Below are 26,468 nucleotides of genomic sequence, written 5' to 3' on the forward strand. Positions count from 1 at the left end.
TCTTCTTTTATAATCGAATACATTTTTTGAAAACATTAAAATTTTTCATCGTCTGGTTGTACCATCATCTGAATCCGGTGCAAACCATGGTTGATTATTATACGAGCCATTATATCGTGGACTACTGATATTGCTATTTGCTGACCCCGAGTTGATAAAATCTGATTGATGATTAAACTCTTTATTTCCTTTGATGTCTGTGATGGGTTGACCTAGTCGTTTTTTTGGATACCAATAATCCTTATCTGAATTCTCACCTAACAACAAAACATACGTTAAATCAGACATTGCTTGGTTATATTGGTCTTGTTCTTCTTTAATAGATAGTCCATATTTTTCTAATGAGAAAATATCATCAGATTCTGTGTTGTGAACCAGCCAAGTTGTCTTTTCTAACAGAATTGGGCGATTTTCGTAAAGTGGAACAATCATTTGGAATTCATGTAAAATGTCTTCTGTGTCTTTGTTCGTAACAAGTGTCATTTGATTAATCGCGCGCCCCTCACCTAAAAGTTGATTTACTTTTTTTATCAATAACTCTATAGACGGATAGACACCAATGAACCGTTTATTCACTTCATCACTCCTCACTAATTAAGGTGTTCCTGTTTTCACATCTTAATTTTACCACAAATGGAATCGATTACAAAAAATCGCAACGTAATACTCTATAAAGAAAAAAAGACAAACACATGAGTGCTTGTCTTTTTAAATTTAACTATTTATTTAGCTGCTTCGTAACGTTTTGCTACTTCATTCCAGTTAACAACATTCCATACCGCTTTTAAATAAGCAGGGCGTTTGTTTTGGTAATTTAAGTAGTATGCATGTTCCCAAACATCTACTCCGAAAAGTGGAGTTTTTCCATCGGTTAATGGAGAATCTTGATTAGCTGTTGAAGTTACTTCTAATTTTCCGTTATTAAGAACTAACCAAGCCCAACCTGAACCAAATTGGCCAGCTCCAGCAGTTTCAATTGCTTCTTTGAATTTATCAAAGCTTCCAAAAGTTGCTTCAATATCTTCTTTTAACGCTCCAGTTGGTTCTCCGCCACCATTTGGTGAAAGAATTTCCCAGAAGAAGCTGTGGTTAGCATGTCCGCCACCATTGTTACGGATAGCTGTGCGGATTTCTTCAGGAACTGAATTTAAATCTGCTACTAATTCTTCAATTGATTTTTCAGCTAACTCTGGGTATTTTTCAAGAGCAGCATTTGTTTTTTCAACATAGGTTGCATGATGTTTATCATGATGAAACTCCATAGTTGCTTGATCGATATGTGGTTCTAATGCATCATATGCATAAGGTAAATTTGGTAATTCGTATGTCATAATCAATTCCTCCATTTATCTTTTTTTAGGCGTTCCCTAATAAATGTAACACCTTTCAATAAAAAACACAAAGTATTCAGATAGTTATTTTTAGAAAAAATAACACAATTACTTTTTAGTACCTGTAGGCTATTGAGTTTAGTAAAATTAACCGCTACAATAAAATTAAGCACTATTTAGTATGTAATAGAAAAATCATTCGTTTTATCAAGTCAGGAGAGATTACTATTCAATTCATAACTTTAATAAAAGATTCAATGATTCATCCAGAAAAGTTAGCACAAGCAATCACATTAAAAAAAGGAAAAGTTGTTCTTTATTTTTTAATTATTGCTTTTATCGCAACTATTCCAACTTGGATCCAAAGCAATCAAATAATCAATGATTTTAGTCGAGATGGACAAATTATTGCGGAAAGTATTCCACCTTTTGAAATAGAAAATGATCAAATCGTTACAACTGAACCTGTAAAAAGTTATATCTATCAAACGAATTCGATTATCTTCACCTTTGATCCAAACGGAGAAAGAACCATTGAAGATGTAGAACAAGATTTAGTTGCGAACTTATTAGGAATTGCTTTTTTAGAAGACAGTCTTTATTTTGTTCTTCCAGATTACCCTATTCAATTGCCGTATACTCAGTTAAACGGCTTAACAAGTGAAACGTTTATTGATCTTATTTTAAATGTTCAAGCATTTGGTATTAATTTGCCACTTATTACATTTATTCTAGTATGGGTATCTACTCTTTTTATTACATTTTTGTATACTTTACTATATACATTATTTGCAAATATTCTCTCTATCCTTACCGGAAGAAAATTGAATTTTGGTGACAATTGGAAAATCGTATTGGTTGCTTCTACATTACCAACACTATTCATGGCTCTATTAAATAGTGTTAATTTAATACCTGCTTTTCAATTGGAAATCAAAACACTTGTAACTTTATTCATCTATTATTTAGCTATTCGAGTACTACCTAAAACGAAACGTTTGCCTTAAAAATAAAAAAAAAAGGAGTTGAGAATCGTTCTCAACTCCTTTTTTTTTTATTTTTTCTTGTTTGCTTTTTTAATAGCATTAGCTTGACTACGACGTTCAACACGACGTTTTTTGTCGCTGCTTTCTTTAATCGCACGTGACATTTTTTTCTTGTAGCCTGGTTTTACTTTTTTCTTTGTTTGACTGATCATACTTTTGAGTCTAGGATCAACGGTATCAGTAGCCGTATTTTCACGAGTTGTACGACGTTTGCGGTCATACGTATCTACTATTTCACCTTTTTGAATCATTTTTGGTTCAAAAGGAATCCCTAATTTTTCAATATCTACAATTAAATTTTCATCGCTTGGAGCATATAGTGTGATGGCTGTTCCTTTAAGATTGTTTCTTCCAGTTCTACCAACACGGTGAATAAAGAAGCTAAGGTCTCTTGGAATCTCAGCATTGATCACATGTGAAACACCTTCAATGTCAATACCACGTGCAGCTAAATCAGTTGCAACAACAAATTGATATTCAAGATTTTGTACTTGTTTCATTACACGTTTTCTTTCACGCGGAGGAATATCTCCATGAATCTTAGCTACTTTGATTCCTCTAGATTTAAGTCCATCCGCTAATTCATCAACTTTAGTTTTCGTATTTGCAAAAATCATGACCAAATATGGTTGTCCTATTGTCAATAATTCATAAATAACATCAATTCTGTCTTTCCCTTTTGTAGAAATAAGCCAATTTTCAATCGTTGGCGAAATAATTTCTTTAGGCTGAATTTGTTCAAATAATGGATTAGACATATACTTTTTCAAAAACGGTTGCAGTTTAATTGGGATAGTTGCTGAGAATACAAGCATTTGCAACTTTTCTGGTAACTTACTTGCGATTTGATCAACATCTGTTAAGAATCCCATATCTAACGTCATATCTGCTTCGTCAATAACCAAAACTGGAGATGTATAAATCAATAAAGCTTTTTCAGATACTAAATCTAAAATTCTTCCTGGTGTTCCAATTACAACATGTGGTTGAACTCCAGCTAATTTAGTCATTTGTCGTTTTTTATCTGTTCCACCTACAAAATTTTGTACAATAATTTTAGTAGGAGCTTTTTCAACTAATTGAAGTGCTGCTTGATAAATTTGTTCTGCTAATTCTCTACTAGGAGAAGTGATCACCACTTGCACTTCTTTGCGTGATGGATCAATTTTGTTTAGTAATGGAAGTAAAAATGTATGAGTTTTTCCTGACCCCGTTTGTGATTGACCAATAACACTTTTCCCACTTTTAATAGCTGGTATAAGTTTTTCTTGTACTTCAGTCGGTTTTTTAAAACCAATTTCATTTATTGCGTCAATTAAAAAAGGTTGTAACCCAAACTTTTCAAAGGTATGTTCCATTTTATCGCCTCATTTCTCTTGATACTCTTTTGCATCTTTTGTATTATACCATAAATATGAAGGATTCGTTACTTAAATATATTTTAGCTGGCAATGTGTCTCATTATTTTACTGTTTAAGAAGAACTTTCCTACCATTTTAAACCAGTAATTCGTCATTTTTTGTGTACTATTGTATACTATTGATTGAACCAATTAAATTTTCTAGGTAGAACTCTTACTTTTTAAAAGAAAGAATCAACGAATGATTGATTCTAAAAGCGGAAACCAGTACAATAGTTTTAGAAAAGATGAACGTCTTTGTTCTAGAAGAGGGGTATAAAGATAGATGACAACTGAACAGAATGTTTTATTTACAATCTTTGGAGGAACCGGAGATTTAGCAAAGAGAAAATTGTATCCATCTCTTTATCGCTTATATAAAAAAGGATTTTTGAAAGAACATTTTGCTGTGATTGGAACCGCTAGAAGAGAATGGACAAATGATTATTATCGAGAAATTATCAAAGAAACGATAAGTGACCTAGTTATTTCCGAAGAAACTGCAACTGAGTTTGCCAGCCACTTCTACTATCAGTCACATAATGTTAATGATGCGGAACATTACGTTAACTTAAAAAAATTAGCCGAAGAATTAGATGACAGTTATCAAATCAATGGCAATCGTTTATTTTATTTAGCTATGTCTCCTAACTTTTTTGGCACGATCACTCAACAATTAAACCAACAAGGATTGGTATCAACTAATGGATTCAATCGTTTGATTATTGAAAAACCGTTTGGTCATGACTATGAGAGTGCTTCTATTTTAAATGAACAACTCCGAGAGGTATTTGATGAAAATCAAATTTTCCGTATAGATCATTATCTTGGCAAAGAAATGGTACAAAATATATCTACTGTACGCTTTGCAAATAACATGATTGAGTCTATGTGGAATAATCGCTACATCGATAATATTCAAATCACGTTAAGCGAATCTTTAGGCGTTGAAGAACGTGGTGGTTATTATGATAAAAGCGGTGCTTTAAGAGATATGGTACAAAATCATATCTTGCAAATTGTCTCTCTTTTGGCAATGGAGCCCCCTGCAAAACTTACAGACATAGATATTCGCAATGAAAAAATTAAAGCGTTACGAGCTGTTCGCCTTTTCAACCCTGAAGAAGTGAAAGAAAATTTTGTTCGTGCTCAATATGATGTTGGCACGAACAACGATAGTTTATTGAATAAGTACCAAAATGAATTGAATGTTGCAGAAGACTCTCAAACAGAAACATTTGTTGCAGGTAAAGTTCTGATTGATACATTCCGTTGGAAAGGTGTTCCCTTCTATATTCGAACAGGTAAACGAATGGCCGAAAAAGGTACCCAAATCAATGTTGTCTTTAAAAATGTTCCTTTAAACTTGTTTAGTGAAGATGTTGAAGAAGAATTGCCACCAAATGTACTGACCATTTTCATTCAACCAACTGAAGGTTTCTCTCTTCAATTAAATACTAAAAAGGCTGGTATTGGTTTAGAAACAGAAACCTTTGATCTTAAACATATCCATTCAGCTGAAACAGTTGCAAATAGTCCTGAAGCTTATGAAAAGCTGCTTTTTGATTGTTTAAATGGAGACGCAACGAACTTTACGCACTGGGATGAAGTAGCTTCTTCTTGGAAATTCGTTGATGTTATTCGTAATGAATGGGATCAAAATAAAACGGACCTTACAAGTTACCCAAGCGGTTCTATGGGTCCGACAGAAAGTGATGACCTGTTAGCAAAAGACGGCTTTAGCTGGTATTGGAATCCGGAAATACCTAAATAATCCTATCAACATAAGTAAAAAATAGACGAAAGCAGATTTTGCTTTCGTCTATTTTTAGGTTCAATAATTTTTAATGTAGCTAACTTAGCTACATTAATGATACGAAATTTCTAAAGGAATAAATTTTGCTTGTAGCCATGCATTGAATTCAATGCGAATTACAAGGTGTTGGAGCTTCATTGGGAGTGTGGCTAAAAGCGTTTAGACCTGAAACTTCTAACGCATACCTTATCTCTAAGCGACTAAAGCCGCGAGAGCTAGGGCAACTGGAGCGAATAAGCGCAGTATGTTCACTGACCATCGAGCATTAAATAGAAGCACTGTAGGCTTGCGCCTAAGTGTATCATGTCTGTACGTAGCTAAAGCAACTACAGCCATGACAAAGCGGACGTCAGGTTTGCTTTTTGAAACACGTTCTAAAATAGAGCAACTTCAGACGGTTCCATGGCTCTCCACAAGCAAAATCGTCCATTCCAGAAGAAATTTATTTTATTCAATCAATACTATTTGTTGAATTTCCATTTTTTATTATACTGGTCTAACGGATGTTTCTAACAATCTTTCTTGGTCATCAGGATCACTGCCATATCTTATTCCAGTTTCCAATGACTTAATTTGTTCCATCTCTTCAGTTGTTAAAGAAAAGTTGAATACATTACTATTTTCTAAAATACGATTGTCATGAACTGATTTTGGAATAACAACTTCTCCACGTTCTAAATGCCAGCGGATAATCACCTGTGCAGGAGTCTTGAAATATTTTTGACCGATTTCCAATAGGATTGGATGGTTTAGTAGGTCAGATTTCCCTTGGCCTAAAGGACCCCATGCTTCATGAATGATGCCATTTGCCTTCATGTATTCATGCAATTCATTCTGTGGAAATTCAGGATGTGTTTCAATTTGGTTGATCATTGGTTGCATCAACCCTTGATTTTTAAGTTCTTCGAGGTGATGAATTTGGAAGTTAGATACTCCAATAGCTTTGATTTTTCCTTCTTCATACAATTCAACAATGGCTTTCCAGGTTTCAACATATTTTGGAGCAGCCCAGTGAATTAAATACAAATCTAAATAATCAGTGTCTAAACGATCTAGACTTTCTTGAAATGCTGCTTTTGTTTGTTCATAACCTTGATCGTAATTCCATACTTTAGAAGTAATAAAAACCTCTTCTCTGTTGATCCCAGCTTCTTTTAATCCGCGAGCTAAATATTTTTCGTTGCCGTAAATTTTAGCTGTATCAAAATGACGGTAGCCTACTTCTACGGCGTATTTAACAGCATCTACTAATTCAGCTTCATTTTTCATTAAAAATAATCCTAAACCCAATTTAGGAATTTTAACTCCATTGTATAATTCAATACTTTCTACTAACGGTTCACCCATTTACTACACTTCCTTCGCTATCATTTTTACATTAATAAGTTTAAACCATTTTGAATGGAATTTACAAGCGAGACGAATCTAAGTCAACTTGTTCATAAAAAAAGTCTTTCATTTTTTCTCTTAACTTTTTAATGGCTCCAGCTTGATCGCTCTCTAAATTCAAAACTAGTAAAGGTTCATGCAAACTCATACGCAATAACATCCACCCAGCACCATACTGTCCAGAAGTGTTTACACGTACACCTTCTAAATTGGCAGGTTCAATTGACAGATCAGTTTCTTTCTCAATAAAACGACTGAAATCTTCCATAATCTTCTTACCAGTCACATGGATATCTTCTGGCAAAATTTTAAACCGTACTTCATCCGTTTCAACAGGTTGTTTTAAAGTTGTGATTAAATCTGAGAAGTCTTTTCCTTCTTTTTTCAAATTCGCATCGGCCATTAATATTTTTGCAACTAAGTATGCACCATCATCTAGAAAATAGTTTTCTTGAAGTGCTGCATGCCCGCTTGTCTCAATAGCCAAGCTGGTTTGGACGCCTTCTTTATTCAACTGAATCGCACGATTGATGACATTCCGATATCCTGTAATGTACCGATCTTGCTTGCCCCCTAGAGACGTGATAAACGTTTTCAGGTGTTCAGAAGTAGCTGAACTTGTCACAATTGTCGTATTTGGGTTTTCTCTTATTAAAATAGCTGAAATAACAGCAATTAAATTGTTACGGTTCAACGTGTCGCCTTTACGGTCCACTAAGGCTGAACGGTCAACATCTGTATCAAAAATAACACCCATATCTGCATTGTGTTGCAAAACAGCTGCTTGAATACTCTTCATCGCTTCTTTATTATCAGGATTTGGAATATGATTAGGAAAATGGCCATCTGGATCTAAATATTGGCTGCCACTGATATCAGCACCTAAGGGAATTAATACTTTTTCAGCAAAAAAACCTCCAGCTCCATTTCCTGCATCAACAACAATGTGGCGACCGGTTAACGGTTTTTCATAATGATTGCTATCATTAATTCCAATTCGAATTTTAGTTACCAAGTCTTTCGCATAATCATTCAGCAAAGGAGCTTTTGAAACTTTTCCTTGATTATTTTCCCAAGTAACATTTTCCCAGTTGGACTGTTGCAGAATAAAGTCGATATCTTCGTGTTCCGCACCGCCATCTTTTGTGAAAAATTTTAATCCATTATACTCAAATGGCAAATGACTAGCGGTTATCATAACAGCACCATCACATTTATATGAGTCATATTGTGTAGACATAAACATTGCAGGTGTGGTAGAAAGTCCTACATCTACAACATCTATTCCTGCATTATTCAATCCTTCTATGAAGACTGCTTTAATCCGTCCAGCTGATAATCGGCTGTCATGTCCTACAGAAACGATTACTGGCTTCTTTTCATCTTCTATAGCTAATTGCTTTACTTCTTTTAGCCATACAGCATATCCATAAGCAATTTTCTCAATGCTTTCATCTGTTAAGGTTATATCATGGTCTGACGTTTTCAAGGCTATCCCACGAATGTCAGATCCATTTTGTAGCGAAGCTAAATTAAATTCAGAATTCATGATTAATCCACTCCCTATAACATTTTAAAAATCACGCTTCGATCCATCTTTTTAAATACTCATGCATTTTTTTAGCATCTTCTTCATCTTTTGAAATAATTAAACAAGTGTCATTACCGCCTACAGTACCAACCATTTCTGGAAAATCAATGGCATCTAACAATGCAGCCACCACGTGCGCATTACCCGGTATAGTCATCAATACATTCGTAAACTGTACTTGGGTCAATCGAATCACAACATCTCCTAATGTAGATTGTAGCTTTTCCTCATTAGACATACGATTGTTTTGGAATATCGTATATTTAACGTTACCATTGGATGATGTTGTTTTAACTAAATGCATTTCTTTGATATCTCTTGAAATGGTTGCTTGTGTAGCCTCAACCCCTTCTTGTTTGAGATAATGCAACAACTCTTCTTGTGTAGCAATGTCGTGATTTGTGATAATTTGTTTGATTGCTAATTGTCGATTTGATTTTTTCATACTGCAAGGCCTCCTTCTAATTTAACGATTCTTCTTTTGTAGTATACCAAACAAATGATGTATACGCTTATATTTTGTGATATTTTTACAAAAAGGTGAATAAAAATTCTATTAACTAAAAAGAATGGTATTCTCTTAGACAATTTGCTATAATAAATAAAGTTCAACTATATCTGCTCTATGATGAAGAAAGTACTGTTAAGAAACATTTCAAGCGAGTTGGGATGGTGCAAGCCAACAATGTAAACTTTCAGGAAACGCACTTCGGAGGGAATAAAGCTGGTTTAAAATACAGTTCACTTGTATTCATCAGCTCATTCGGTTTTGTTTGCCGTTATCTAAAAACAAGTGGTTTCGTCATTGGACGAAGCAACAAGAGTGGTACCGCGGGAAAGCCTCGTCTCTTTTTTGATTAGCATAGAATCAAAATTGGGCGTTTTTTTTATGTCTAAAATACTAAATTCTGATCGTCAAAAGACGTTCACTTAGGAGGAAAAAAATGGATTATAAATTAGGTGTTGCACAAGCTTTAAAAGAACAAATTGGTGATGCATTACCAATTAAAAAAATCGTCGGTTTATTAGAAAATCCAAAATCTGCAGAACATGGTGATATTGCTTTCCCTGCCTTTGCTTTAGCAAAAGCTTTTCGCAAGGCACCTCAACAAATTGCAACTGAATTAGGGGAAACAGTTCATTCACCTATTGTTGAAAAAATTGAGGTTGTTGGACCTTATCTAAACTTCTTTTTAAATAAAAAGGAAGTTAGTGCTGCCGTATTAAAAGAGATCCTTGAAAAAGGCCCACACTACGGAGATGCTGATATCGGTGGAAACAGAAATGTTCCTATTGATATGTCCTCACCCAATATTGCCAAACCCATTTCAATGGGCCACTTACGCTCAACTGTTATCGGAAATGCGTTAGCAAATATTCTAACAAAAGTAGGTTTCAATCCTATTAAAATCAATCACCTTGGGGACTGGGGAACTCAATTTGGAAAATTGATCGTTGGTTACAAACTTTGGGGCAGCGAAGAAGCTGTAAAAAAAGATCCGATTGTCGAACTTTTACGCTTATATGTAAAATTCCATGAAGAAGCAGAAGAAAAACCTGAATTAGATGACGAAGCTCGTGAATGGTTTAAAAAATTAGAAGATGGCGATCAAGAAGCTCAGCAACTATGGAAATGGTTCCGTGAAGAATCTCTTAAAGAATTTAATCATGTCTACGAACGTTTAAACATTACTTTTGATTCTTTTAATGGTGAAGCTTTCTATAACGACAAAATGCAAGAAGTTATGGAATTACTAGAAGAAAAAAATGTATTGACCGTGAATGACGGTGCTACTATCGTCGATTTAGAAAAATACAACTTAAATCCAGCATTGATTAAAAAATCTGATGGCGCAACTTTGTACATCACGCGTGATTTAGCTGCAGCCATTTATCGTAAACGGACGTATGATTTTGCAATGTCTTTATATGTTGTTGGTAATGAACAAAGCAACCATTTCAAACAATTAAAAGCTGTATTAAAAGAAATGAGTTATGACTGGTCGGATAATATGCACCACATCCCATTCGGACTGATCACACAAGGCGGTAAAAAATTATCTACTCGTAAAGGAAAAATCGTTTTACTTGAGGAAGTTTTAGATGATGCTGTTGCTTCTGCACTCGAACAAATTGAAGAAAAAAATACAGATCTGCCAAATAAAGAAGTCATTGCTGACCAAGTTGGGATTGGTGCTGTTGTCTTCCATGATCTAAAAAATGATCGTTTAAATAATTTTGACTTTACTATCGAAGAAGTTGTTCGTTTTGAAGGAGAAACCGGTCCTTATGTGCAATACACAAGAGCCCGTGCAATGAGTATCTTAAGAAAGTCTGGGATTGCTGGAATCGATACAACTGTTGACTATCCTTTAGATGATGCTTATAGCTGGGAAATTATCAAATTACTAGAAAGCTACCCAGATGATGTTCAACGTGCTTATGAAAAATTTGAGCCTTCTGTTATTGCTAAACATGCTATCCATTTAGCTCAAGCATTCAATAAATACTATGCAAACAGTAAAGTACTTGCTGATGATGCTCAAAAACCTGCTCGTTTAGCTCTTGTTCAATCTGTTGCAACAATTTTGAAAGAAGATTTAAGATTATTAGGTGTTCAAGCACCCGATCAAATGTAATAGATACCAAAAAAGGCTCTATACTTTTTAGTTTTGATAGCTTAGTTAAATTAATGGCACGAAAATTCTGGAGGAATAGGGTTTGCTTGTAGCCATGCATTGAATTCAATGCGAATTATATAGCGTTAATGCTTTAGCAGTTATGCTATATTTGAGGCTTGAAAGCTCTGAAGACTATGAACTTTAGGCTTCAGGCGATTCCATGGCTTTCCACAAGCAAACCCGTCTATTCCAGAAGAATTTTTATTTTGTTCTATCCACACCATTTTGACGAAGAATCACAAAAAGGGATTAAGACAAAACGTCTTAATCCCTTTTTGTTGTTTATTTTTTTAGTCTTCATCCATCCAAGAGTTCGTTAATGTAATCTTTTGAGCAAATTGTTTATTGAATTCTCTTTTAATAAAGCGGTTTTTATTCCGCTCTTCGTATCCATTGCAGATAAACGATTCTTCTTCTGTCTCAGGTTCGATCAAAGGTACGATGGCTTTACTTTTATCGGTTTTAAAGGCTACAAATGTTAAAAAAGCTGTGACCGCTAAATATTGCTCTCCAGTAAGCAAATTCTCTCCGATAACTTTACAAAAAACTTCTACAGATGATTTTCCAACACCTGAAACAAAAGCTTCAATAGTAATCGCATCATTTCGTTGAATGGGATGCAAAAAATCTACTGAATCCGTTGAAGCTGTTACAGATTGCGATCGAGCGTGTCTGGTCACGGCTATCGAAGCTGCAACATCCAACATACTCATAAGTTCTCCTCCAAATAATGTTCCGTGATTGTTCAATTGATTTGGGAAGATCCTATGCGTTTGAACCACTAATGATTCGCGACATCTTTTAACAGGTCTTTTTTCATTCATTTTTAAACAGATCCATTCTCTAATAATAAAGCGATTCCTTGACCGCCACCAATACAAGCTGATGCAATGGCATATTTTTTTTCAGGGTGATTTTTAAATTCATAACAAACTGACGTAATGATACGAGCCCCTGACATTCCTAAAGGATGACCTAATGCTACAGCTCCACCATTTGGATTCAAGCGTTTATACATTTTTGAACCAGGTTCAATGCCTAATTCTTTCATACAACCCAGTATTTGAGCGGAAAAAGCTTCATTGATTTCTAAAATATCAATATCTTCAAGTGTTAAATTAGACTGTGCCAAAACTTTATTGATCGCATAAACGGGGCCCAATCCCATTACATTTGGATCACACCCAGCTATTGCAAAATCAACAATTTTAGCCATTACATCTAGTCCACGCTCTTTTGCAACAGAAGTTTTAGTAAAAATCTCAAAAGCTGCCCCGTCATTCAACCCAGAAGCGTTTCCAGCAGTGATCGTACCTTTACCATCTTTACGAAAAGCCGGTTTTAATCGAGCTAAGCTTTCCATATTTGTTCCTGGTCTAGGGTGTTCATCTGCATCAATGACAGTTATACTTCCTTTGCGCCCTTTTACTTCAATCGGAACAATTTCTTGAGCAAGCCGCCCATTGTCACTGGCTTGGGCAGCTTTTCGTTGGCTATCCATTGCATAAGCATCTTGTTCTTCTCTAGTAATTGTATATTTTTCAGCAATTTTTTCTGCAGTGTCTCCCATGTGATGAACTTCAGGGTATTGTGCATTGGGTTGAGCATGCTGATGAAGTGCTAAGTTTGCATCAATAACAGTAAAATTTCCGGCTTTAAAGCCTTCCCATCTCGATTCAAGAGGTAAATAATACTCTGAACGAGACAGACTTTCCACTCCACCAGCAGCAATGAAATTGACATCCATTGTCATCAATTCTTGCACCGCTGAAATAGCCGATTGAATACCTGAACCACAAATCCTATTTACTGTCATGCCCGTCGATTGCTGTCTCAAGCCAGCCTTCAATCCGATAACTCGTCCAATATTGCTTTCCTCTTGTGTTCCCATTGCTTGACCAGCTATGACTTCATCTATCTCTTCATTCGTTAACCCAGCTCGTTTAATAGCCTCTTTGAGCGCAACCGCTCCTAGTTCTCCAGTAGGAATAGTTTTTAACCCACCTAAATAAGCACCAATTGGTGTACGCGCTGCTCCAACAATAACAATGGGATCTTCAGTTTTTAATCTTGGCATAAATTAAACCTCTCCTTAACTTATAGGGATGCATTCTTATTCATTATAATTCTTGCAAAAAAGATTATCAAACCTCATTGCCCTATTTAAGCAATATTAAGAAAAGCTTTACCTTTAAGATAACATTTGTCATTATTAAACAAATAAGAATCAAATAAATTTGATTCTTAAGGTTAGCATTAATCCAGTTTGTCGTTATCGTAATGATGGGCTAATTCCATACCTTCAAAACCTTGTTGACGAAGAGCCTCATAAATTAAAATAGCCGCTGTATTGGATAAATTCAATGACCGTACATGCTCGTCATTCATTGGTATACGCAAACAATCCTCTTCGTGTTCGCGCATAAATTCTTCTGGCAAACCAGTCGTTTCTTTGCCAAATAGAAAATAATGATCGCCTTCAGTTGCGGCATAATTAACATCACTATAGACGCGATGACCAAATTTTGTGATCAAATGCAATTGACCATTTTGAGCGACTTCCATAAATGCTGCTAGATTTTTATGATACGTGATATGGACTTCATTCCAATAATCCAATCCGGCTCTTTTTAAATGTTTATCATCCGTTTGAAATCCTAAAGGTTCGATCAAATGCAACTGTGTATTTGTAGCTGCACACGTTCGAGCTATATTTCCAGTATTTGCAGGTATTTGCGGTTCAAATAAAGCAATGTGGTTTGTCATGTTAATCAAGTTCCTCCTAAAATAACGCTTAAATGAATTATCTTTTTTCCTCTTTTTTACTTTTAATCGTTTCAATCGCCTGTTGTATTTCATAATAGGCTTCTTTGTCTTCTTCTTTTGTTAATGCCTCTTCTAGAAACTCAATGACCAATTCATCTCTAGCAGAAACGATTTTTGCTATTGACCAAGCCGCTGTTCCTCTGATTACAGGACGAATATCTTCTTCAATACAGCGGAATAAATCTGGTAAAGCTGATTTGTCTCGGTAGTTGCCTAATGCAATAATAGCATTACGTTGCAGTGGTTTTTTCCCACGCCAAGAACCGGACATATGGCCAAATTGTTCTTTAAAATCTCGATTGCTAATCGTCAGCAATGGTTTGAGCTTTGGCATAACACTCTCAGGATCTGGTTCCATCTCAGGATGGAAATGAACATTTTTCCCTTTATTGTATGGACAAACAATTTGACAAATGTCACATCCGTAAATAACATGTCCCATCTTCCGTCTGAATTGTTCTTCCATCATCCCTTTTGTCTGGGTTTGGTAGGAGAGACATTGTTTGGCATTGATCCGTCCATCCCCAAGTAACGCTCCGGTAGGACAAGCATCCACACAACGCGTACAATCTCCGCACCCAAAAGGGACAAGAGTATCTGATGAAAAATCAAGATTTGTAATAATTTCTGCTAAATAAACATAGGAACCAAATTCTTCCGTGATCAGTAAGCCATTTCTTCCGATAAAACCTAACCCTGCACGCTGCGCAACTACTACATCCACCAGTTCTCCGGTATCTACCATAGGTTTATACGTAACAGTTTCTCCCGCTTCACGACGGATATATGCAATCAATTGATTCATTTTATCTCGTAAGATATCATGATAGTCGGTTCCCCAAGAAGCTCGTGCAAATTCACCACGACGTTCTCCCTTCACTCGAGGCGGGGGAGCATCCATTTTCGTAGGATAAGCTAAAGCAATCGAAATAATCGAACGAGGACTTTTAAATATCAACTCGGGGTAAATCCGTTCTTTAATGACTTTATGTTCAAAACCAGAATGATGCCCCAGTTCTTGCTGCTTCTCTAATTTTTCTTCTAAATCATCAAATGGATCGGCTGTTGTAAATCCAATTTTATCTATTCCGATTCGTTTACTTTCTTCAATAATTTTTTCTTTTAATGAAGTTGCTTCTTCAACCATAAGATTCACTCCCATAAACTCAATCTTCTCGTCTATTTTAGCGTATTTTCACTTTAAAGACAAAAATTCTTTCGTAAAAATACAACTACACTAAAAGATAGGCTCTATACTTTTTAGTGTTGATAGCTTAGTTAAATTAATGGCACGAAATTTCTTGAAGAATAAGGTTTGTTTGTAATCATGCAAAGGATTCCATGGCTCTCCACAAGCAAACCCGTCTATTCCAGAAGAAATGTTATTTTCTTCTATCAACACCATTTGACGAAGAGACAAAAGATAGACCAACAAGCTAAAAAAACACAAAAAAACGCATCGCTTCGGTGTCCAGCACTGCGAAACGATACGTTAGTTAAGCCTGTTACAATTCATTAACTTTTATCAAAATCTGATGGATTCCTGATAAAAACGAATGACGTTTAAGAACTTATAGGTAATATAACATCGCTGTGGCATTGTTGCAAGTGTCTATAGCTGAGATTATTCATGAAACCGGTATATATTAGCAAAAAAGTTCACAATTCGTTCACAAAGCACCTTGTTTTTGTCCAATTAAGACACAAACATCAATAGTGATTTTTTTTAGTGGATGTTCTATGGCATATTCTTTGGCTTCTGGACTGGCACCCCAACTTAAAGGAGTCATCTTCATTAAGTCTGCAAATAATGATGGCGTTAAATCGAATGAATACTTGATTTTTTCAATTTTCATCAACGGAAAATGTTCTTTAAATTTCGCAATCACGACTTCATTTGAATAAGTTTGCTTTTCTTCTTGATCACGGTAAAATAATTGTCTTAACTCAATCAAATACTCTTTCTCAGGAACCACTTTAATGACTTGTCCCCCTTTTTTTAAAAGACGATTAAATTCTTTGTAATTTGAAGGTGAAAAAATATTTAATATCGTATCGTATTGTTGTGTAGCAAACGGTGATTGCGCTAAATCCGCAACACACCAAAAAGCACTCGAAAAATGAGCTGCTGCTAATTGAATAGCATCTTTAGAGATATCAAAACCAATTTTTTGACCCTTTAACCCTAACTCTGTTAAATAATCTAGTTGAGAACCTTCTCCGCAGCCAACATCTAAAGTATGCCCATTTTCTTTTTCAGCAATGCTTGGATACAGATCATCTAATAAGGGATGAAATAAGCCTGCAGTTGCAATGTTAAATCGTGAAGATAACATTTCCTTATCATACTCATTTTTTGTCCCTTTTAATAAGAAATAAAGGGTGCCTTTTTTTGAAATATCAAAAAGATGTCCATTTACACAACTCAAACTATTTCCGTCTGTCTTGCTAAATACTGCTTCACAAACTGGACACTGAAACAACTCACTATTTTCTTTCATAAACAATGCTGCTGCTTCTATTTTCTTCATATATAGCCTTCTTCCATGTAAGATAGTATTTACTTTCTTATGCAGTACATTGTTTAAATACCCATCTAATAATATACCATTTTTAACCGATTATTTCATAGTTACTATAAAAATAATCAGACAATCCTTTTATTTGTTTGATTACATGAAGAATGGTATAACAGACTTAAATAAACATTTAAAAGGAGGCTAATAATTATGCCATGGGATATGAACGACTACCCTGCTTCATTAAAGAATTTTGACCCACTATTACGAAAGAAAACAATTGAAATTGCTAATGCTCTTTTAGCTAATGGGTATGAAGATGACCGTGCGATTCCAATTGCGATCTCGCAAGCTAAATCGTGGATGGAAGATGCTTCTAGAGATGAAAAAGACGCTTTTGATAAAGAAAAGAACCCTAAAAAAAAGGATCAGCACGATACTTCAAGTGCTAATCCCAAGTTACTAGACAATCCTGTTGAAGTCTTTTATGAAGACGATCATTGGTCGGTCAAAACAAAAGAAGCCAAACGAGCTAGCGATACATTTGATAAAAAAAATGATGCCATAAGTCGTGCTAATGAAATTGCTGCAAATAAAGACTCTGAAGTCATCATCTATAAAAAAGATGGTACTAGACAACATTAAAATAAGGCACTTGCGATGAAGTTTCTCATCGCAAGTGCCTTATTATTTTGGTTCAATAATTTTCAGTGTGGATAGCTTGTTTACATTAATTATACGAAATTTCTAGAGGAATAGATATTGCTTGTAGCCATGAATTGAATTCAATGCGAACTATAAAGCGTTAGCGCTTCAGCGATTACGCTTTGTTTGAGGCTTGAAAGTCTGAAGACGTCCTTGGCTTCAGATGGTTCCATGGCTCTCCATAAGCAAAATCGTCCATTCCAGAAGAAATTTATTTTATTCTGTCAACACTAGTTGTTGATTTTCCATTTTTCTAACAATCCCTTAAAATGTATCAACTGGATTATTTTCTGCTTTGGTTTCATTAATTTCCATTTTTGCTTCATCCACAACCGCTTTTGAAATATCTTTTGCTTCTGAAGTTGTTTGACTGACTTGATCTTTCAAACTTACAGCAGTATATTTTGCTTCATTTACGGCCTCACTTAAATTAGCTTTTAACGTTTCTTTGCTTCCAGGTACGCCATCCTTAACGTCTTTCAAATCTGCTTTTAGAATTTGAGAGTCCATTTTAAGTTGTTCTGTTAATTGTTTTGAGGCTAATTGCATATCTGTTTTCAAGCCAACTGCTGCATCTGTTGCAATAGCTTTAAAATCTCCGCCACGTTCTTTAGCAATCGACATATAATCGCTAGATGTTTCTTTAAGCATTTCTGCTTTATCTCTTAGTTCTAATTGATACTCTTCTCCAGATTTAGGTGTAAATAAGTAAGCTGCTACATATGCTGCCGCTCCTCCTATTGCTGCTCCAAATAAAAATGTTCCTTTTGACATTTGTCATCTTCCTTTCTATGATAAATCTAAAAATGAAGTTTCCCATAAAAAAACTTTAGACTTCAATTACTTCTACTATCATTCTACATTTTTAGATTCAATATAACAAAAGTTACCCTTTATTGTTTTACAATGATCATTCTTTTTTCAAACTAATAAATTCAATACATAAACAAATGGCGTCCATTGCTGCATCTAAATCCTCTAGTGATACTGGAGTTGGTGCTAAACGTATACTGTTATCTTTAGGATTATCACCGTATGGATAAGTTGCACCTGCTTCTGTTATGGCTACGCCAATTTCAGCTAATGCATGAACAATATCGGTTGCACATCCATTTTTGGTCGTCAAATGAACAAAATAACCGCCTTTTGGTTCTGTCCACTCCACATAATCTTTATCTGCAAAATAATCGGTTAATTTCTGATTGATCAAATCAAATTTTGGTTTTAAAATACGTGCATGGTCGTCCATATGTTGAGCAATGTGATTTTTATTTTTTAAAAACTTCACATGGCGCATTTGATTGATTTTATCAAATCCAATCGTTTGAAAAGAAAGTTCTTTTGCTACTAAGTCAATATTACGTTTACTTGCTCCTAAAGCTGATACACCGGCACCCGGAAAAGTGATTTTTGATGTTGAACAGAACATCCATGCGCGGTCTGGATTCCCAGCAGCCTTACAAGCACTTAATAAATTTTTAGCTGCATGCTTATCGTTCGTCAAATGATGCACAAGATAGGCATTATCCCAAAGAACCATAAAATCCTCTGACATTGTCTTCATATTGGCTAAGCGATCAACTACTTCATCTGAGTAAGTTATGCCTGTTGGATTACTATACGTAGGAACACACCAAATTCCTTTTATAGCTGCATCATCTTTTACAAGTCTTTCTACTTCATCCATATCAGGACCATCTTCTTTTAATTCAATCGAGATCATCTCAATGCCTAAGTTTTCTGTCATTGAAAAGTGGCGATCATATCCTGGGCTGGGGCATAAAAACTTAATGGTTTCGTTAGAAAGAGTGCCTTTATTTCTGGAAAATAGATTAGATACGATGGCTAAGTGCATTAAACTTAAACTGGAGTTTCCACCAATCAGAATCTCATCTAAATTGGTTTCTAAAAGTTCAGAAAACAACTTTTTAGCTTCATAAATACCCGTTAATTCTCCATAATTGCGAATATCTACGTTACCTTGACTCATAAAATCTGACGAGGAAGAAAATACATCTAACATAGGTTCTGATAATTGTAATTGTTCCTTACTCGGTATACCTCTTTTTATATTTAACTTCAACGGTTGTTCTACAAATTTGTCATAGCTTACTTTTAAATGATCATAATATTTTTTTAACTCTTCTGCTGATTGTTTCATTTCTTTGTCTCCTTTCGCTTTTACTCTTCTAAAAAAGTATAGCGAAGAACAATTAAGAAAGCAAAACAAAGTTCAAGATGAACTCTGTTTTACTTTCCTTAATTCTTCTTGGACAACCATTTGACTAAACCCGTACAAGCTAAGAAAAGAAGCCCCAAAACCATAAAAATACCAACCATTCCATACCCCATTAATTCCAAACCTTGATGTAAGGCTGTATAGTCAATATCAAACATCTTTTCACCACTTTCTTCTTAATAATATCATGAAAAGTATCCTAGTAATAAACCGCCGGCGATTACTGAAGCTATCTGTCCTGAAACATTTGCTCCTGCCGCATGCATCAAGACAAAATTCTCTTTGTCTTCTTCTTGAGCCAATTTTTGGATAACTCGAGCAGACATCGGAAATGCAGAAATGCCCGCCGCACCAATCATAGGATTAATTTTTTCTTTACGAAATAGATTAATAAATTTGGCAAATATTACCCCAGCAACGGTATCCATAATAAATGCAATCAATCCAAACCCAATAATTAATAAAGAATCTATAGTTAAAAATAATTCTGCCGTCATTTTAACTGAAATGGTTAACCCTAGTAAAATACTAACAATGTTTACTAACTCATTTTGAGCAGTATGGCTTAATCGATCTAAGACCCCACATTCTCTTAGCAAGTTCCCAAACATCAAAAAACCAACTAATGGTAGCGAAACTGGTGCTATAAATCCGGATACAATGATAACAACGATGGGGAAAAGGATACGAACAGTTTTAGAGATAGATGATGAGGTATAATGCATCCTTATCAAACGTTCTTTCTTTGTCGTTACAGCCTTGATTGCTAGTGGTTGGATAATCGGTACTAAAGCCATATAGGAATAAGCGGCTACAGTAATAGGCCCTAATAGTTGTGGGGCTAACTGCAACGCCACAAAAATAGAGGTAGGTCCATCTGCCGCACCGATAATGCCGATCGAAGCAGCTTCTAAAATATCAAAACCAAAAATAACCGCAACTAAGATCGTAAAAAAGATCCCAAATTGAGCAGAAGCTCCAAATAGTAATAAAATCGGTTTTTGCAGCAATGGTCCAAAATCGATCATCGCTCCAATCCCAATAAAAATCAACAGCGGAAATAATTCTGTCGCAATACCAAAATCAAACAAAACATCGAATATGCCTTCTTGTTCTTGATTATTTACTAGTTGAGTAATTAACCCAGATTGCGGAAAATTAACCAACAGTGTTCCAATGCCCATAGGAACCAGCAAAGTCGGTTCAAATTTTTTCTTAATGCCTAGGTACATTAAGCATGCCCCAATGGCCATCATAATGATTTGTCCAATTGAAATGGATAATAAGCCAGAAAAAAAAGTACTCAAAAAATCTCCTCCCTCACTAGGAATTTGAATCGGAAATAATTTCTCCTTAATTTGGAGTAATTAAGAGCAAAACTTCGCCAGCTTCTACCGCTTGATTAGAGTGAACCTTTATTTGCGAGACGACACCATCAACCGACGCTACAATTTCATTCTCCATCTTCATTGCTTCTAATAGACAGACCGTTTCTCCAGCATTTACGGTTTGATTTTCTTGTACCTTAACAGACAAAATTCTTCCTGGCATAGGAGCTGAAATCGTTACTTCATCCGACTGATTCTCGTTGCTTTTAGCAGAGCTTGTGGGCTCCTTTTCTTTATTTTTGTTCAGTTCCCCTGCAATTTCCTTTATTGAAACCTGATATACTTTACCATTTACTGTTATCTCATAATTTTTCATCAGCGCACTCCCTTTATCGAATTCGCTCAATCTTTGTTACTTGATAGCTCTTATCTTGCTGATCCTCATTGGCTAAAATCAATGCCATTAAAACTGCAATTAGTTTAGTTTCTTCATCTTCATCCTGAACAAGCGCTGGAAAATCTTGGTTTGTTTGGTCAGTCGTCTCTGTTTGATGATTGACTTTATGTTGATTCGATTGCAATTGAATCAACTGACGGAACAATTGCCACACAATAAGCAGTACAAATAAGACTAACAACCCAACCACAGCAATCACCACTATATCCAAATAAGAAAAACGTTCCATTTTTTCACCTCATTTTTTATAGATAGGCAGATATTCTAATGGTTTGTTCCTCATCTATTGCCTCTCTTTTTTGTTCAACCTTTTGAGCCGAGTATTTTTTGATTAAAAATTCTTTTCCAACTTGAGGGAATAAGGCATACGTTAATACATCTTCATCCGTTCTTGCACTATTTCCTATCTCTTTTTTCAAACGTTCAAACTCTGGTTGAAGGTGATCAGCTGGTCGATTTGTAATAACTGATTCATTATGAATAATCTTCTTTCTGAAATCGTCGCTGATTGGCATTGGGGAACGTCCATAGGAACCCTTTAAATACTCTTTGATTTCATTTGGAACCATCTTGTAACGCTCTCCAGCTAGAACGTTAAAGACTGCTTGTGTACCAACCATTTGACTCATAGGAGTTACCAATGGTGGATAACCTAAATCCTTGCGAACTTGCGGGACTTCCTTCAAGACAGCTTCATACTTTTCAGTTGCATTGGCTTGTTTTAATTGTGAGTACAGATTGGATAACATCCCTCCAGGAACTTGGTACAATAGTGCTTTCGGATCCACAGCCATCATTTTTGGATCTAACTGCTGATTAGCTAGATACTTATCTCGAATAGGTTTAAAATAATCAGCAATTTCTTCCAATAACTGGAGATTTAACTTTGTTGTTGCAAACCCCTCATTTAATGCAATAGCCATTGATTCAGTAGGTGGTTGACTGGTTCCCTCTGAAAAAGGAGAAATAGCAGTGTCAATCCTATCTACACCAGCTTCAACAGCCATTAAATACGTCATTTGCGAAATACCACTCGTAGCATGAGTGTGCAAACTAAGTGGTACAGTAAGAACGCTTTTCAGTGAACGCACAAGTTCTTTTGCCACAAATGGTGTTAATATACCCGCCATATCTTTTATACAAATTGAATCTGCACCCATTTTTTCCAGTTCTTTAGCTAGTTGAGTATAGTACTCTATTTTGTGTACTTCACTTATGGTATAGCAAATAGTCAACTGAGCCTGTTTTCCATATTTTTTTACTGCTTTTAAAGAAGCTTCCAAATTTCTAGAATCATTTAAGGCATCAAAAATTCTGAAAATATCTATACCATTTTCACTAGCTTTTTCAATAAATTTGTCTACAATATCATCAGCGTAATGCCGATAACCCAATAAATTCTGACCTCTTAACAACATTTGTAATTTTGTGTGTGGCGCTCTTTTTTTTATGGCTCTTAACCTTTCCCAAGGATCTTCATTTAGAAAACGAATCGCAGCATCGAAAGTAGCTCCTCCCCAACATTCCAGTGAATAGTACCCAACTTGGTCCATTTTTTCAATAATAGGCAGCATTTCTTGCGTCGACATTCTTGTAGCCATCAAACTCTGATGAGCATCTCTCAAAACGGTTTCCGTAATTTCAACCGTGTGTTCTTTCATTTTTTTATACTCCTTTCTCGTAAATGAAAAGGATGAGTTGAAATAATTGACCTTTAATGCAAGTACTATCTTTTTATTCAATCAATGCTTGCATGGCTTCTAATGCTTCGTCTGGTAAAACATTCAGTTGATTTTTTTCCTTTTGTTCTTGAATATAAGCTACACGCATGTTTAAACGTTCTTGAACCAACTGATGATACTCTTGATTGTCAAACTCGGGCTCATATCCATCAACCACTAGGTAACTCAAGTCATTTAGGGTTCCAAAAGGTTTAAATTCTGCTGTTTCTTCAACGATTGATTCAATACTGCTTAGAGTAATAGCAGCAGTAACTTTTTTATCTCCAAAAAATCCTGTATTTAAAATATAACAATTGATCTTTTGATCCGTAAACAATGCTTTAAAATGATGATAGTCTTCATCAAGTGGATAAATACGGAATGGATTTGCATACGGCTCAATCACAAGTTTATTGACATCGATCCCTTTTTTCAATCGTTCAGCTGTAGAACGTTTTGTAGCTAGAGTAGCTCCAAATGTTGCAGCAAGTATCGGGTCATTTATCTTCATTACGGGTGGCAAACTTTCATCTTTCATAATCCAATAGATTGCATCTATGGGTTCATCGAATTTATCTACACGATTTGAAGTAGAGTAACGTGACTTTATAGTTCTACCATTACCATTACGTAAATCTTCTGTCAGTAAAACTTTATCGCCATTTTCATCTAGCGTGACCGCTACATTTTGTACCGTCACAAAATAATCAACTTCTACATGATCTGAAGGGTAATCTTGTGTTTTATCAAAATAAGCAGGTTCTAGTGCAATAGATAAACCATTCTTTAAGGAAATAATGAAGGCATCATCATGCAAAACTTCCACTTTATATTTATGTTCATGTTTCGCATGTGTTAATGTAGACTTCCCTGATCCGGATAGTCCAAAAAATGCTGACACATAGTTTTTTCCATTCGTTAAAGTGAATTTTTTTTGACCACCATGACATGCAACGTACCCTAAACGGTGAGCTGTGCCCCAAGCAAGTGTTAACGTTGCTTTCTTTAACTCTCCAAAATAATTCATACCTAAAATGACTGCTGTGTTATGCTCTGAATCAAAATAAGCCAGACCCATTGGATAATCCGGATGATGCCATTCTGGATCTTGATAAATAAAGATATCGCCTTCATTTATTGGTCTTGATTCTAGATACATTTCGTCATACAATTCATTACAAATTTGGAAATTTAATAACCAAGAGTATAAGTTATTTTCTTGGCCAACAGGCACACTCAAATGAGCTTTCACCATAAATTCAGGATCTAAACCAACGTAAGCCGTTCCTTTATAGCGCTTGTTATTTTCACCTTGATAAATAGCTTCCCGAATGATTGGAGCCAATTTAGCATCTTCTTCAGAATTTTCTCCCAAAATACGTTTTGCTGCTGCAGTACGACCTACCACTGCTCCACCATTTTCAACCAGAACTTTTGCTCCAAATGGCAAGCCTAATTTTTCTGGATGCTTAACTAATAAATCAGTGACGACAGTATGCATTGATTCTTTAGCCAGTAAGTATGCTTCTTCAATCGTTTCTATTTCATTAATATTATTCCCATACATCGTTGTCTCTACTACCGCACGCAATGGCGAAAATAGAGGGTTGTTTTTTCTAATTTCAGCTTTTGAGAAAGTAGATCTTGTTGACATATTATCCTCTCCTTTTAGGCAATAAATTTGAACGAACATCTACATAAAATCAATAGAATATACTTAAATTAGTAAGCGGTTACATATAAAGAAAACATTTGATATTTACACCACCATCATAACAGATAGCACAAAAATAATGAATAAAGTATCCTTATATTACAAAAATAGGTTGAATCTCCATACCTTCAAAAGTATTAGGGATATTGAATTTGGGCTCTATACTTTTTAATATTGATAGCTTAGTTAAATTAATGGCACGAAATTATTGGTGGAATAGATTTGCTTGTAGCCATGCAAATGATTCCATGGCTACAAGCAAGCTGACGAAGAGTCTATTCAAACAGAAAAAGAGCCCCAAGAACAAGATGTTCTTGGGGCTCTTTAGTATACCGGCGGCCGGAATCGAACCGGCACGCCCTCGCGGGCACAGGATTTTGAGTCCAGCGCGTCTACCAGTTCCGCCACGCCGGCATATGGACTGCTCTTTTTCATCTTTTCTGATGTAAGGCGGTAACCGGATTTGAACCGGTGATGAAGGTTTTGCAGACCTCTGCCTTACCACTTGGCTATACCGCCATCTTTTTAGTTGAATACTATTCAATTAAACTGGGCTAGCTGGATTCGAACCAACGCATGAGGGAGTCAAAGTCCCTTGCCTTACCGCTTGGCTATAGCCCATAAAAAAAAGGCGACTGATGGGGTTCGAACCCACGCATGCCGGAACCACAATCCGGTGTGTTAACCACTTCACCACAATCGCCATGGTAATAATCCTATTCTTTTTTGCCAATCTTATTCTAAAAATGGCAGGGGTAGTAGGAATTGAACCCACACTGATGGTTTTGGAGACCATAGTTCTACCTTTAAACTATACCCCTATCGGATAAAAGGGTGTTGATTTTAAAAAAATGGTGGAGGGGGGCAGATTCGAACTGCCGAACCCGAAGGAGCGGATTTACAGTCCGCCGCGTTTAGCCACTTCGCTACCCCTCCATATAATGGTGGCCTGGGACAGAATCGAACTGCCGACACCTTGAGCTTCAATCAAGTGCTCTACCAACTGAGCTACCAGGCCATCTTAAAGATGGTTTATTTTATTCGTAAACCAACGGTCTCGACGGGAATCGAACCCGCGATCTTCTGCGTGACAGGCAGACATGTTAACCCCTACACCACGAGACCTTTTTGTAACAATGGAGGTTGACGGGATCGAACCGCCGACCCTCTGCTTGTAAGGCAGATGCTCTCCCAGCTGAGCTAAACCTCCGAGTGTGAATCCTTACTGCATTCCTTAACCAGTAACGATGTTACTGATGACCCGTACGGGAATCGAACCCGTGATACCGCCGTGAAAGGGCGGTGTCTTAACCGCTTGACCAACGGGCCGTTTTTTGAACGGAGAGTAAGGGATTCGAACCCTTGAGACAGCGTTCACCGCCTACATGATTTCCAATCATGCTCCTTCGGCCGCTCGGACAACTCTCCAGATTCGGTTCACCAAAACTATTCACGTTTTAGTTACATAGTTTGACTATGGAACTCCGCAAGTAGGACTCGAACCTACGACATCATGATTAACAGTCATGCGCTACTACCAACTGAGCTATTGCGGAATAATTGATTCTGCGTGGCAACGTCCTACTCTCACAAAGGGAAACCCTTCACTACCATCGGCGCTAAGAAGCTTAACTTCTGTGTTCGGCATGGGAACAGGTGTGACCTTCTTGCCCTCATCACCACACAATGTCAATCGAAAGTCCGTT

The 26,468-nt window shown here is 36.0% G+C and carries 23 protein-coding genes, 12 tRNA genes, 1 rRNA gene and 1 other annotated feature; of the genes, 4 read left to right on the plus strand and 32 right to left on the minus strand.

Going from position 1 to position 26,468, the window contains the following annotated elements:
- Positions 1-45: 45 nt before the first annotated feature.
- Both BLT48_RS03790 and BLT48_RS03795 read right to left on the minus strand, forming a co-directional pair.
- Positions 46-576: a hypothetical protein gene (locus tag BLT48_RS03790; RefSeq protein ID WP_226776640.1), complete on the minus strand. Its 531-nt coding sequence runs from the start codon at positions 574-576 to the stop codon at positions 46-48.
- Between the two features lie 146 nt (positions 577-722).
- Positions 723-1,331, minus strand: a complete 609-nt coding sequence (locus BLT48_RS03795; protein ID WP_035023270.1) for a superoxide dismutase — start codon at positions 1,329-1,331, stop codon at positions 723-725.
- Positions 1,332-1,588: 257 nt separating this feature from the next.
- On the opposite strand from BLT48_RS03795, the gene BLT48_RS03800 reads away from it, so the two are divergent.
- Positions 1,589-2,338, plus strand: coding sequence for a DUF1189 domain-containing protein (locus tag BLT48_RS03800; protein WP_089975349.1), 750 nt, complete (start codon positions 1,589-1,591; stop codon positions 2,336-2,338).
- A 47-nt stretch (positions 2,339-2,385) separates the two neighbouring features.
- On the opposite strand, the gene BLT48_RS03805 is transcribed toward BLT48_RS03800, so the two are convergent.
- A complete protein-coding gene (locus BLT48_RS03805) occupies positions 2,386-3,735 on the minus strand; it encodes a DEAD/DEAH box helicase (protein WP_035023276.1) in 1,350 nt (449 codons plus the stop codon).
- Between the two features lie 327 nt (positions 3,736-4,062).
- On the opposite strand from BLT48_RS03805, the gene zwf reads away from it, so the two are divergent.
- The gene (gene zwf / locus BLT48_RS03810) at positions 4,063-5,550 is read left to right on the plus strand and encodes a glucose-6-phosphate dehydrogenase (RefSeq protein ID WP_035023279.1); all 1,488 of its coding nucleotides are present in this window, start codon (positions 4,063-4,065) and stop codon (positions 5,548-5,550) included.
- Between the two features lie 528 nt (positions 5,551-6,078).
- Here the strand turns inward: zwf and BLT48_RS03815 are convergent.
- The 3 genes from BLT48_RS03815 to argR all read right to left on the minus strand — a co-directional run bounded on the left by BLT48_RS03815 (position 6,079) and on the right by argR (position 9,017).
- Positions 6,079-6,939, minus strand: a complete 861-nt coding sequence (locus BLT48_RS03815) for an aldo/keto reductase (protein ID WP_089975352.1) — start codon at positions 6,937-6,939, stop codon at positions 6,079-6,081.
- 61 nt (positions 6,940-7,000) lie between these two features.
- Positions 7,001-8,530: a phosphohexomutase domain-containing protein gene (locus BLT48_RS03820; protein WP_089975355.1), complete on the minus strand. Its 1,530-nt coding sequence runs from the start codon at positions 8,528-8,530 to the stop codon at positions 7,001-7,003.
- 31 nt (positions 8,531-8,561) lie between these two features.
- Positions 8,562-9,017: an arginine repressor gene (argR, locus tag BLT48_RS03825; RefSeq protein WP_089975358.1), complete on the minus strand. Its 456-nt coding sequence runs from the start codon at positions 9,015-9,017 to the stop codon at positions 8,562-8,564.
- A gap of 171 nt (positions 9,018-9,188) precedes the next feature.
- Positions 9,189-9,425 (plus strand) — a binding site (T-box leader).
- Positions 9,426-9,516: 91 nt separating this feature from the next.
- Here argR and argS point away from each other — a divergent pair.
- Positions 9,517-11,211, plus strand: a complete 1,695-nt coding sequence (gene argS, locus BLT48_RS03830; protein ID WP_089975361.1) for an arginine--tRNA ligase — start codon at positions 9,517-9,519, stop codon at positions 11,209-11,211.
- Positions 11,212-11,543: 332 nt separating this feature from the next.
- Here the strand turns inward: argS and BLT48_RS03835 are convergent, their stop codons facing one another.
- From BLT48_RS03835 to BLT48_RS03855, 5 genes are all read right to left on the minus strand, one after another.
- Positions 11,544-12,077, minus strand: coding sequence for an acyl-CoA thioesterase (locus tag BLT48_RS03835; protein ID WP_035023292.1), 534 nt, complete (start codon positions 12,075-12,077; stop codon positions 11,544-11,546).
- A 2-nt stretch (positions 12,078-12,079) separates the two neighbouring features.
- Positions 12,080-13,330 (minus strand): thiolase family protein, encoded by a 1,251-nt coding sequence (locus tag BLT48_RS03840; RefSeq protein ID WP_089975364.1) that lies wholly within the window; start codon positions 13,328-13,330, stop codon positions 12,080-12,082.
- A 179-nt stretch (positions 13,331-13,509) separates the two neighbouring features.
- A complete protein-coding gene (trmL, locus tag BLT48_RS03845; RefSeq protein ID WP_035023298.1) occupies positions 13,510-14,019 on the minus strand; it encodes a tRNA (uridine(34)/cytosine(34)/5-carboxymethylaminomethyluridine(34)-2'-O)-methyltransferase TrmL in 510 nt (169 codons plus the stop codon).
- Positions 14,020-14,056: 37 nt separating this feature from the next.
- The gene (gene queG / locus BLT48_RS03850) at positions 14,057-15,226 is read right to left on the minus strand and encodes a tRNA epoxyqueuosine(34) reductase QueG (protein ID WP_035023301.1); all 1,170 of its coding nucleotides are present in this window, start codon (positions 15,224-15,226) and stop codon (positions 14,057-14,059) included.
- 523 nt (positions 15,227-15,749) lie between these two features.
- Entirely contained in the window at positions 15,750-16,610 is an 861-nt protein-coding gene (locus BLT48_RS03855) for a methyltransferase domain-containing protein (RefSeq protein WP_035023304.1), read from the minus strand.
- Positions 16,611-16,808: 198 nt separating this feature from the next.
- On the opposite strand from BLT48_RS03855, the gene BLT48_RS03860 reads away from it, so the two are divergent.
- Positions 16,809-17,243, plus strand: a complete 435-nt coding sequence (locus tag BLT48_RS03860) for a DUF2188 domain-containing protein (protein ID WP_089975368.1) — start codon at positions 16,809-16,811, stop codon at positions 17,241-17,243.
- Positions 17,244-17,567: 324 nt separating this feature from the next.
- Here BLT48_RS03860 and BLT48_RS03865 read toward each other — a convergent pair whose 3' ends face one another.
- From BLT48_RS03865 to rrf, 21 genes are all read right to left on the minus strand, one after another.
- A complete protein-coding gene (locus BLT48_RS03865; RefSeq protein ID WP_035023310.1) occupies positions 17,568-18,077 on the minus strand; it encodes a YtxH domain-containing protein in 510 nt (169 codons plus the stop codon).
- Positions 18,078-18,213: 136 nt separating this feature from the next.
- Positions 18,214-19,464: an aspartate aminotransferase type Ic gene (locus BLT48_RS03870; RefSeq protein ID WP_089975371.1), complete on the minus strand. Its 1,251-nt coding sequence runs from the start codon at positions 19,462-19,464 to the stop codon at positions 18,214-18,216.
- Positions 19,465-19,562: 98 nt separating this feature from the next.
- Positions 19,563-19,700 (minus strand): OadG-related small transporter subunit, encoded by a 138-nt coding sequence (locus BLT48_RS13810; protein ID WP_176944059.1) that lies wholly within the window; start codon positions 19,698-19,700, stop codon positions 19,563-19,565.
- A 27-nt stretch (positions 19,701-19,727) separates the two neighbouring features.
- A complete protein-coding gene (locus BLT48_RS03875; RefSeq protein ID WP_089975374.1) occupies positions 19,728-20,849 on the minus strand; it encodes a sodium ion-translocating decarboxylase subunit beta in 1,122 nt (373 codons plus the stop codon).
- A 46-nt stretch (positions 20,850-20,895) separates the two neighbouring features.
- Entirely contained in the window at positions 20,896-21,246 is a 351-nt protein-coding gene (locus BLT48_RS03880) for a biotin/lipoyl-containing protein (RefSeq protein WP_089975378.1), read from the minus strand.
- A gap of 13 nt (positions 21,247-21,259) precedes the next feature.
- Positions 21,260-21,556 (minus strand): hypothetical protein, encoded by a 297-nt coding sequence (locus BLT48_RS03885; RefSeq protein ID WP_035023322.1) that lies wholly within the window; start codon positions 21,554-21,556, stop codon positions 21,260-21,262.
- 16 nt (positions 21,557-21,572) lie between these two features.
- Positions 21,573-22,988 (minus strand): oxaloacetate decarboxylase subunit alpha, encoded by a 1,416-nt coding sequence (locus BLT48_RS03890; protein WP_089975381.1) that lies wholly within the window; start codon positions 22,986-22,988, stop codon positions 21,573-21,575.
- Positions 22,989-23,061: 73 nt separating this feature from the next.
- Positions 23,062-24,702 (minus strand): phosphoenolpyruvate carboxykinase (ATP), encoded by a 1,641-nt coding sequence (locus BLT48_RS03895; RefSeq protein WP_176944060.1) that lies wholly within the window; start codon positions 24,700-24,702, stop codon positions 23,062-23,064.
- Positions 24,703-25,092: 390 nt separating this feature from the next.
- Positions 25,093-25,176: transfer RNA gene (locus BLT48_RS03900), tRNA-Leu, on the minus strand.
- A gap of 34 nt (positions 25,177-25,210) precedes the next feature.
- Positions 25,211-25,281, minus strand: a tRNA-Cys gene (locus BLT48_RS03905).
- A gap of 30 nt (positions 25,282-25,311) precedes the next feature.
- Positions 25,312-25,383, minus strand: a tRNA-Gln gene (locus BLT48_RS03910).
- Between the two features lie 9 nt (positions 25,384-25,392).
- A tRNA-His gene (locus BLT48_RS03915) sits at positions 25,393-25,465 on the minus strand.
- Positions 25,466-25,509: 44 nt separating this feature from the next.
- Positions 25,510-25,583, minus strand: a tRNA-Trp gene (locus BLT48_RS03920).
- A gap of 31 nt (positions 25,584-25,614) precedes the next feature.
- Positions 25,615-25,698: transfer RNA gene (locus BLT48_RS03925), tRNA-Tyr, on the minus strand.
- A gap of 6 nt (positions 25,699-25,704) precedes the next feature.
- Positions 25,705-25,780, minus strand: a tRNA-Phe gene (locus tag BLT48_RS03930).
- A gap of 34 nt (positions 25,781-25,814) precedes the next feature.
- Positions 25,815-25,887: transfer RNA gene (locus BLT48_RS03935), tRNA-Asp, on the minus strand.
- Positions 25,888-25,899: 12 nt separating this feature from the next.
- Positions 25,900-25,972 (minus strand) — tRNA-Val (locus BLT48_RS03940).
- Between the two features lie 47 nt (positions 25,973-26,019).
- Positions 26,020-26,091, minus strand: a tRNA-Glu gene (locus tag BLT48_RS03945).
- A gap of 10 nt (positions 26,092-26,101) precedes the next feature.
- A tRNA-Ser gene (locus BLT48_RS03950) sits at positions 26,102-26,190 on the minus strand.
- A gap of 54 nt (positions 26,191-26,244) precedes the next feature.
- Positions 26,245-26,318 (minus strand) — tRNA-Asn (locus BLT48_RS03955).
- A gap of 12 nt (positions 26,319-26,330) precedes the next feature.
- Positions 26,331-26,446, minus strand: a 5S ribosomal RNA gene (gene rrf, locus BLT48_RS03960).
- Positions 26,447-26,468 lie beyond the last annotated feature (22 nt).

This window comes from Carnobacterium viridans (genome assembly GCF_900102725.1).
GTDB lineage: Bacteria > Bacillota > Bacilli > Lactobacillales > Carnobacteriaceae > Carnobacterium_B > Carnobacterium_B viridans.

Coding starts and splice junctions, on each gene's coding strand:
- BLT48_RS03795 (WP_035023270.1), bottom strand. CDS start 1,331: ATGACATACGAATTACCAAATTTACCTTATGCATATGATGCATTAGAA.
- BLT48_RS03800 (WP_089975349.1), top strand. CDS start 1,589: ATGATTCATCCAGAAAAGTTAGCACAAGCAATCACATTAAAAAAAGGA.
- BLT48_RS03805 (WP_035023276.1), bottom strand. CDS start 3,735: ATGGAACATACCTTTGAAAAGTTTGGGTTACAACCTTTTTTAATTGAC.
- zwf (WP_035023279.1), top strand. CDS start 4,063: ATGACAACTGAACAGAATGTTTTATTTACAATCTTTGGAGGAACCGGA.
- BLT48_RS03815 (WP_089975352.1), bottom strand. CDS start 6,939: ATGGGTGAACCGTTAGTAGAAAGTATTGAATTATACAATGGAGTTAAA.
- BLT48_RS03820 (WP_089975355.1), bottom strand. CDS start 8,530: ATGAATTCTGAATTTAATTTAGCTTCGCTACAAAATGGATCTGACATT.
- argR (WP_089975358.1), bottom strand. CDS start 9,017: ATGAAAAAATCAAATCGACAATTAGCAATCAAACAAATTATCACAAAT.
- argS (WP_089975361.1), top strand. CDS start 9,517: ATGGATTATAAATTAGGTGTTGCACAAGCTTTAAAAGAACAAATTGGT.
- BLT48_RS03835 (WP_035023292.1), bottom strand. CDS start 12,077: ATGAATGAAAAAAGACCTGTTAAAAGATGTCGCGAATCATTAGTGGTT.
- BLT48_RS03840 (WP_089975364.1), bottom strand. CDS start 13,330: ATGCCAAGATTAAAAACTGAAGATCCCATTGTTATTGTTGGAGCAGCG.
- trmL (WP_035023298.1), bottom strand. CDS start 14,019: ATGACAAACCACATTGCTTTATTTGAACCGCAAATACCTGCAAATACT.
- queG (WP_035023301.1), bottom strand. CDS start 15,226: ATGGTTGAAGAAGCAACTTCATTAAAAGAAAAAATTATTGAAGAAAGT.
- BLT48_RS03855 (WP_035023304.1), bottom strand. CDS start 16,610: ATGAAGAAAATAGAAGCAGCAGCATTGTTTATGAAAGAAAATAGTGAG.
- BLT48_RS03860 (WP_089975368.1), top strand. CDS start 16,809: ATGCCATGGGATATGAACGACTACCCTGCTTCATTAAAGAATTTTGAC.
- BLT48_RS03865 (WP_035023310.1), bottom strand. CDS start 18,077: ATGTCAAAAGGAACATTTTTATTTGGAGCAGCAATAGGAGGAGCGGCA.
- BLT48_RS03870 (WP_089975371.1), bottom strand. CDS start 19,464: ATGAAACAATCAGCAGAAGAGTTAAAAAAATATTATGATCATTTAAAA.
- BLT48_RS13810 (WP_176944059.1), bottom strand. CDS start 19,700: ATGTTTGATATTGACTATACAGCCTTACATCAAGGTTTGGAATTAATG.
- BLT48_RS03880 (WP_089975378.1), bottom strand. CDS start 21,246: ATGAAAAATTATGAGATAACAGTAAATGGTAAAGTATATCAGGTTTCA.
- BLT48_RS03885 (WP_035023322.1), bottom strand. CDS start 21,556: ATGGAACGTTTTTCTTATTTGGATATAGTGGTGATTGCTGTGGTTGGG.
- BLT48_RS03890 (WP_089975381.1), bottom strand. CDS start 22,988: ATGAAAGAACACACGGTTGAAATTACGGAAACCGTTTTGAGAGATGCT.
- BLT48_RS03895 (WP_176944060.1), bottom strand. CDS start 24,702: ATGTCAACAAGATCTACTTTCTCAAAAGCTGAAATTAGAAAAAACAAC.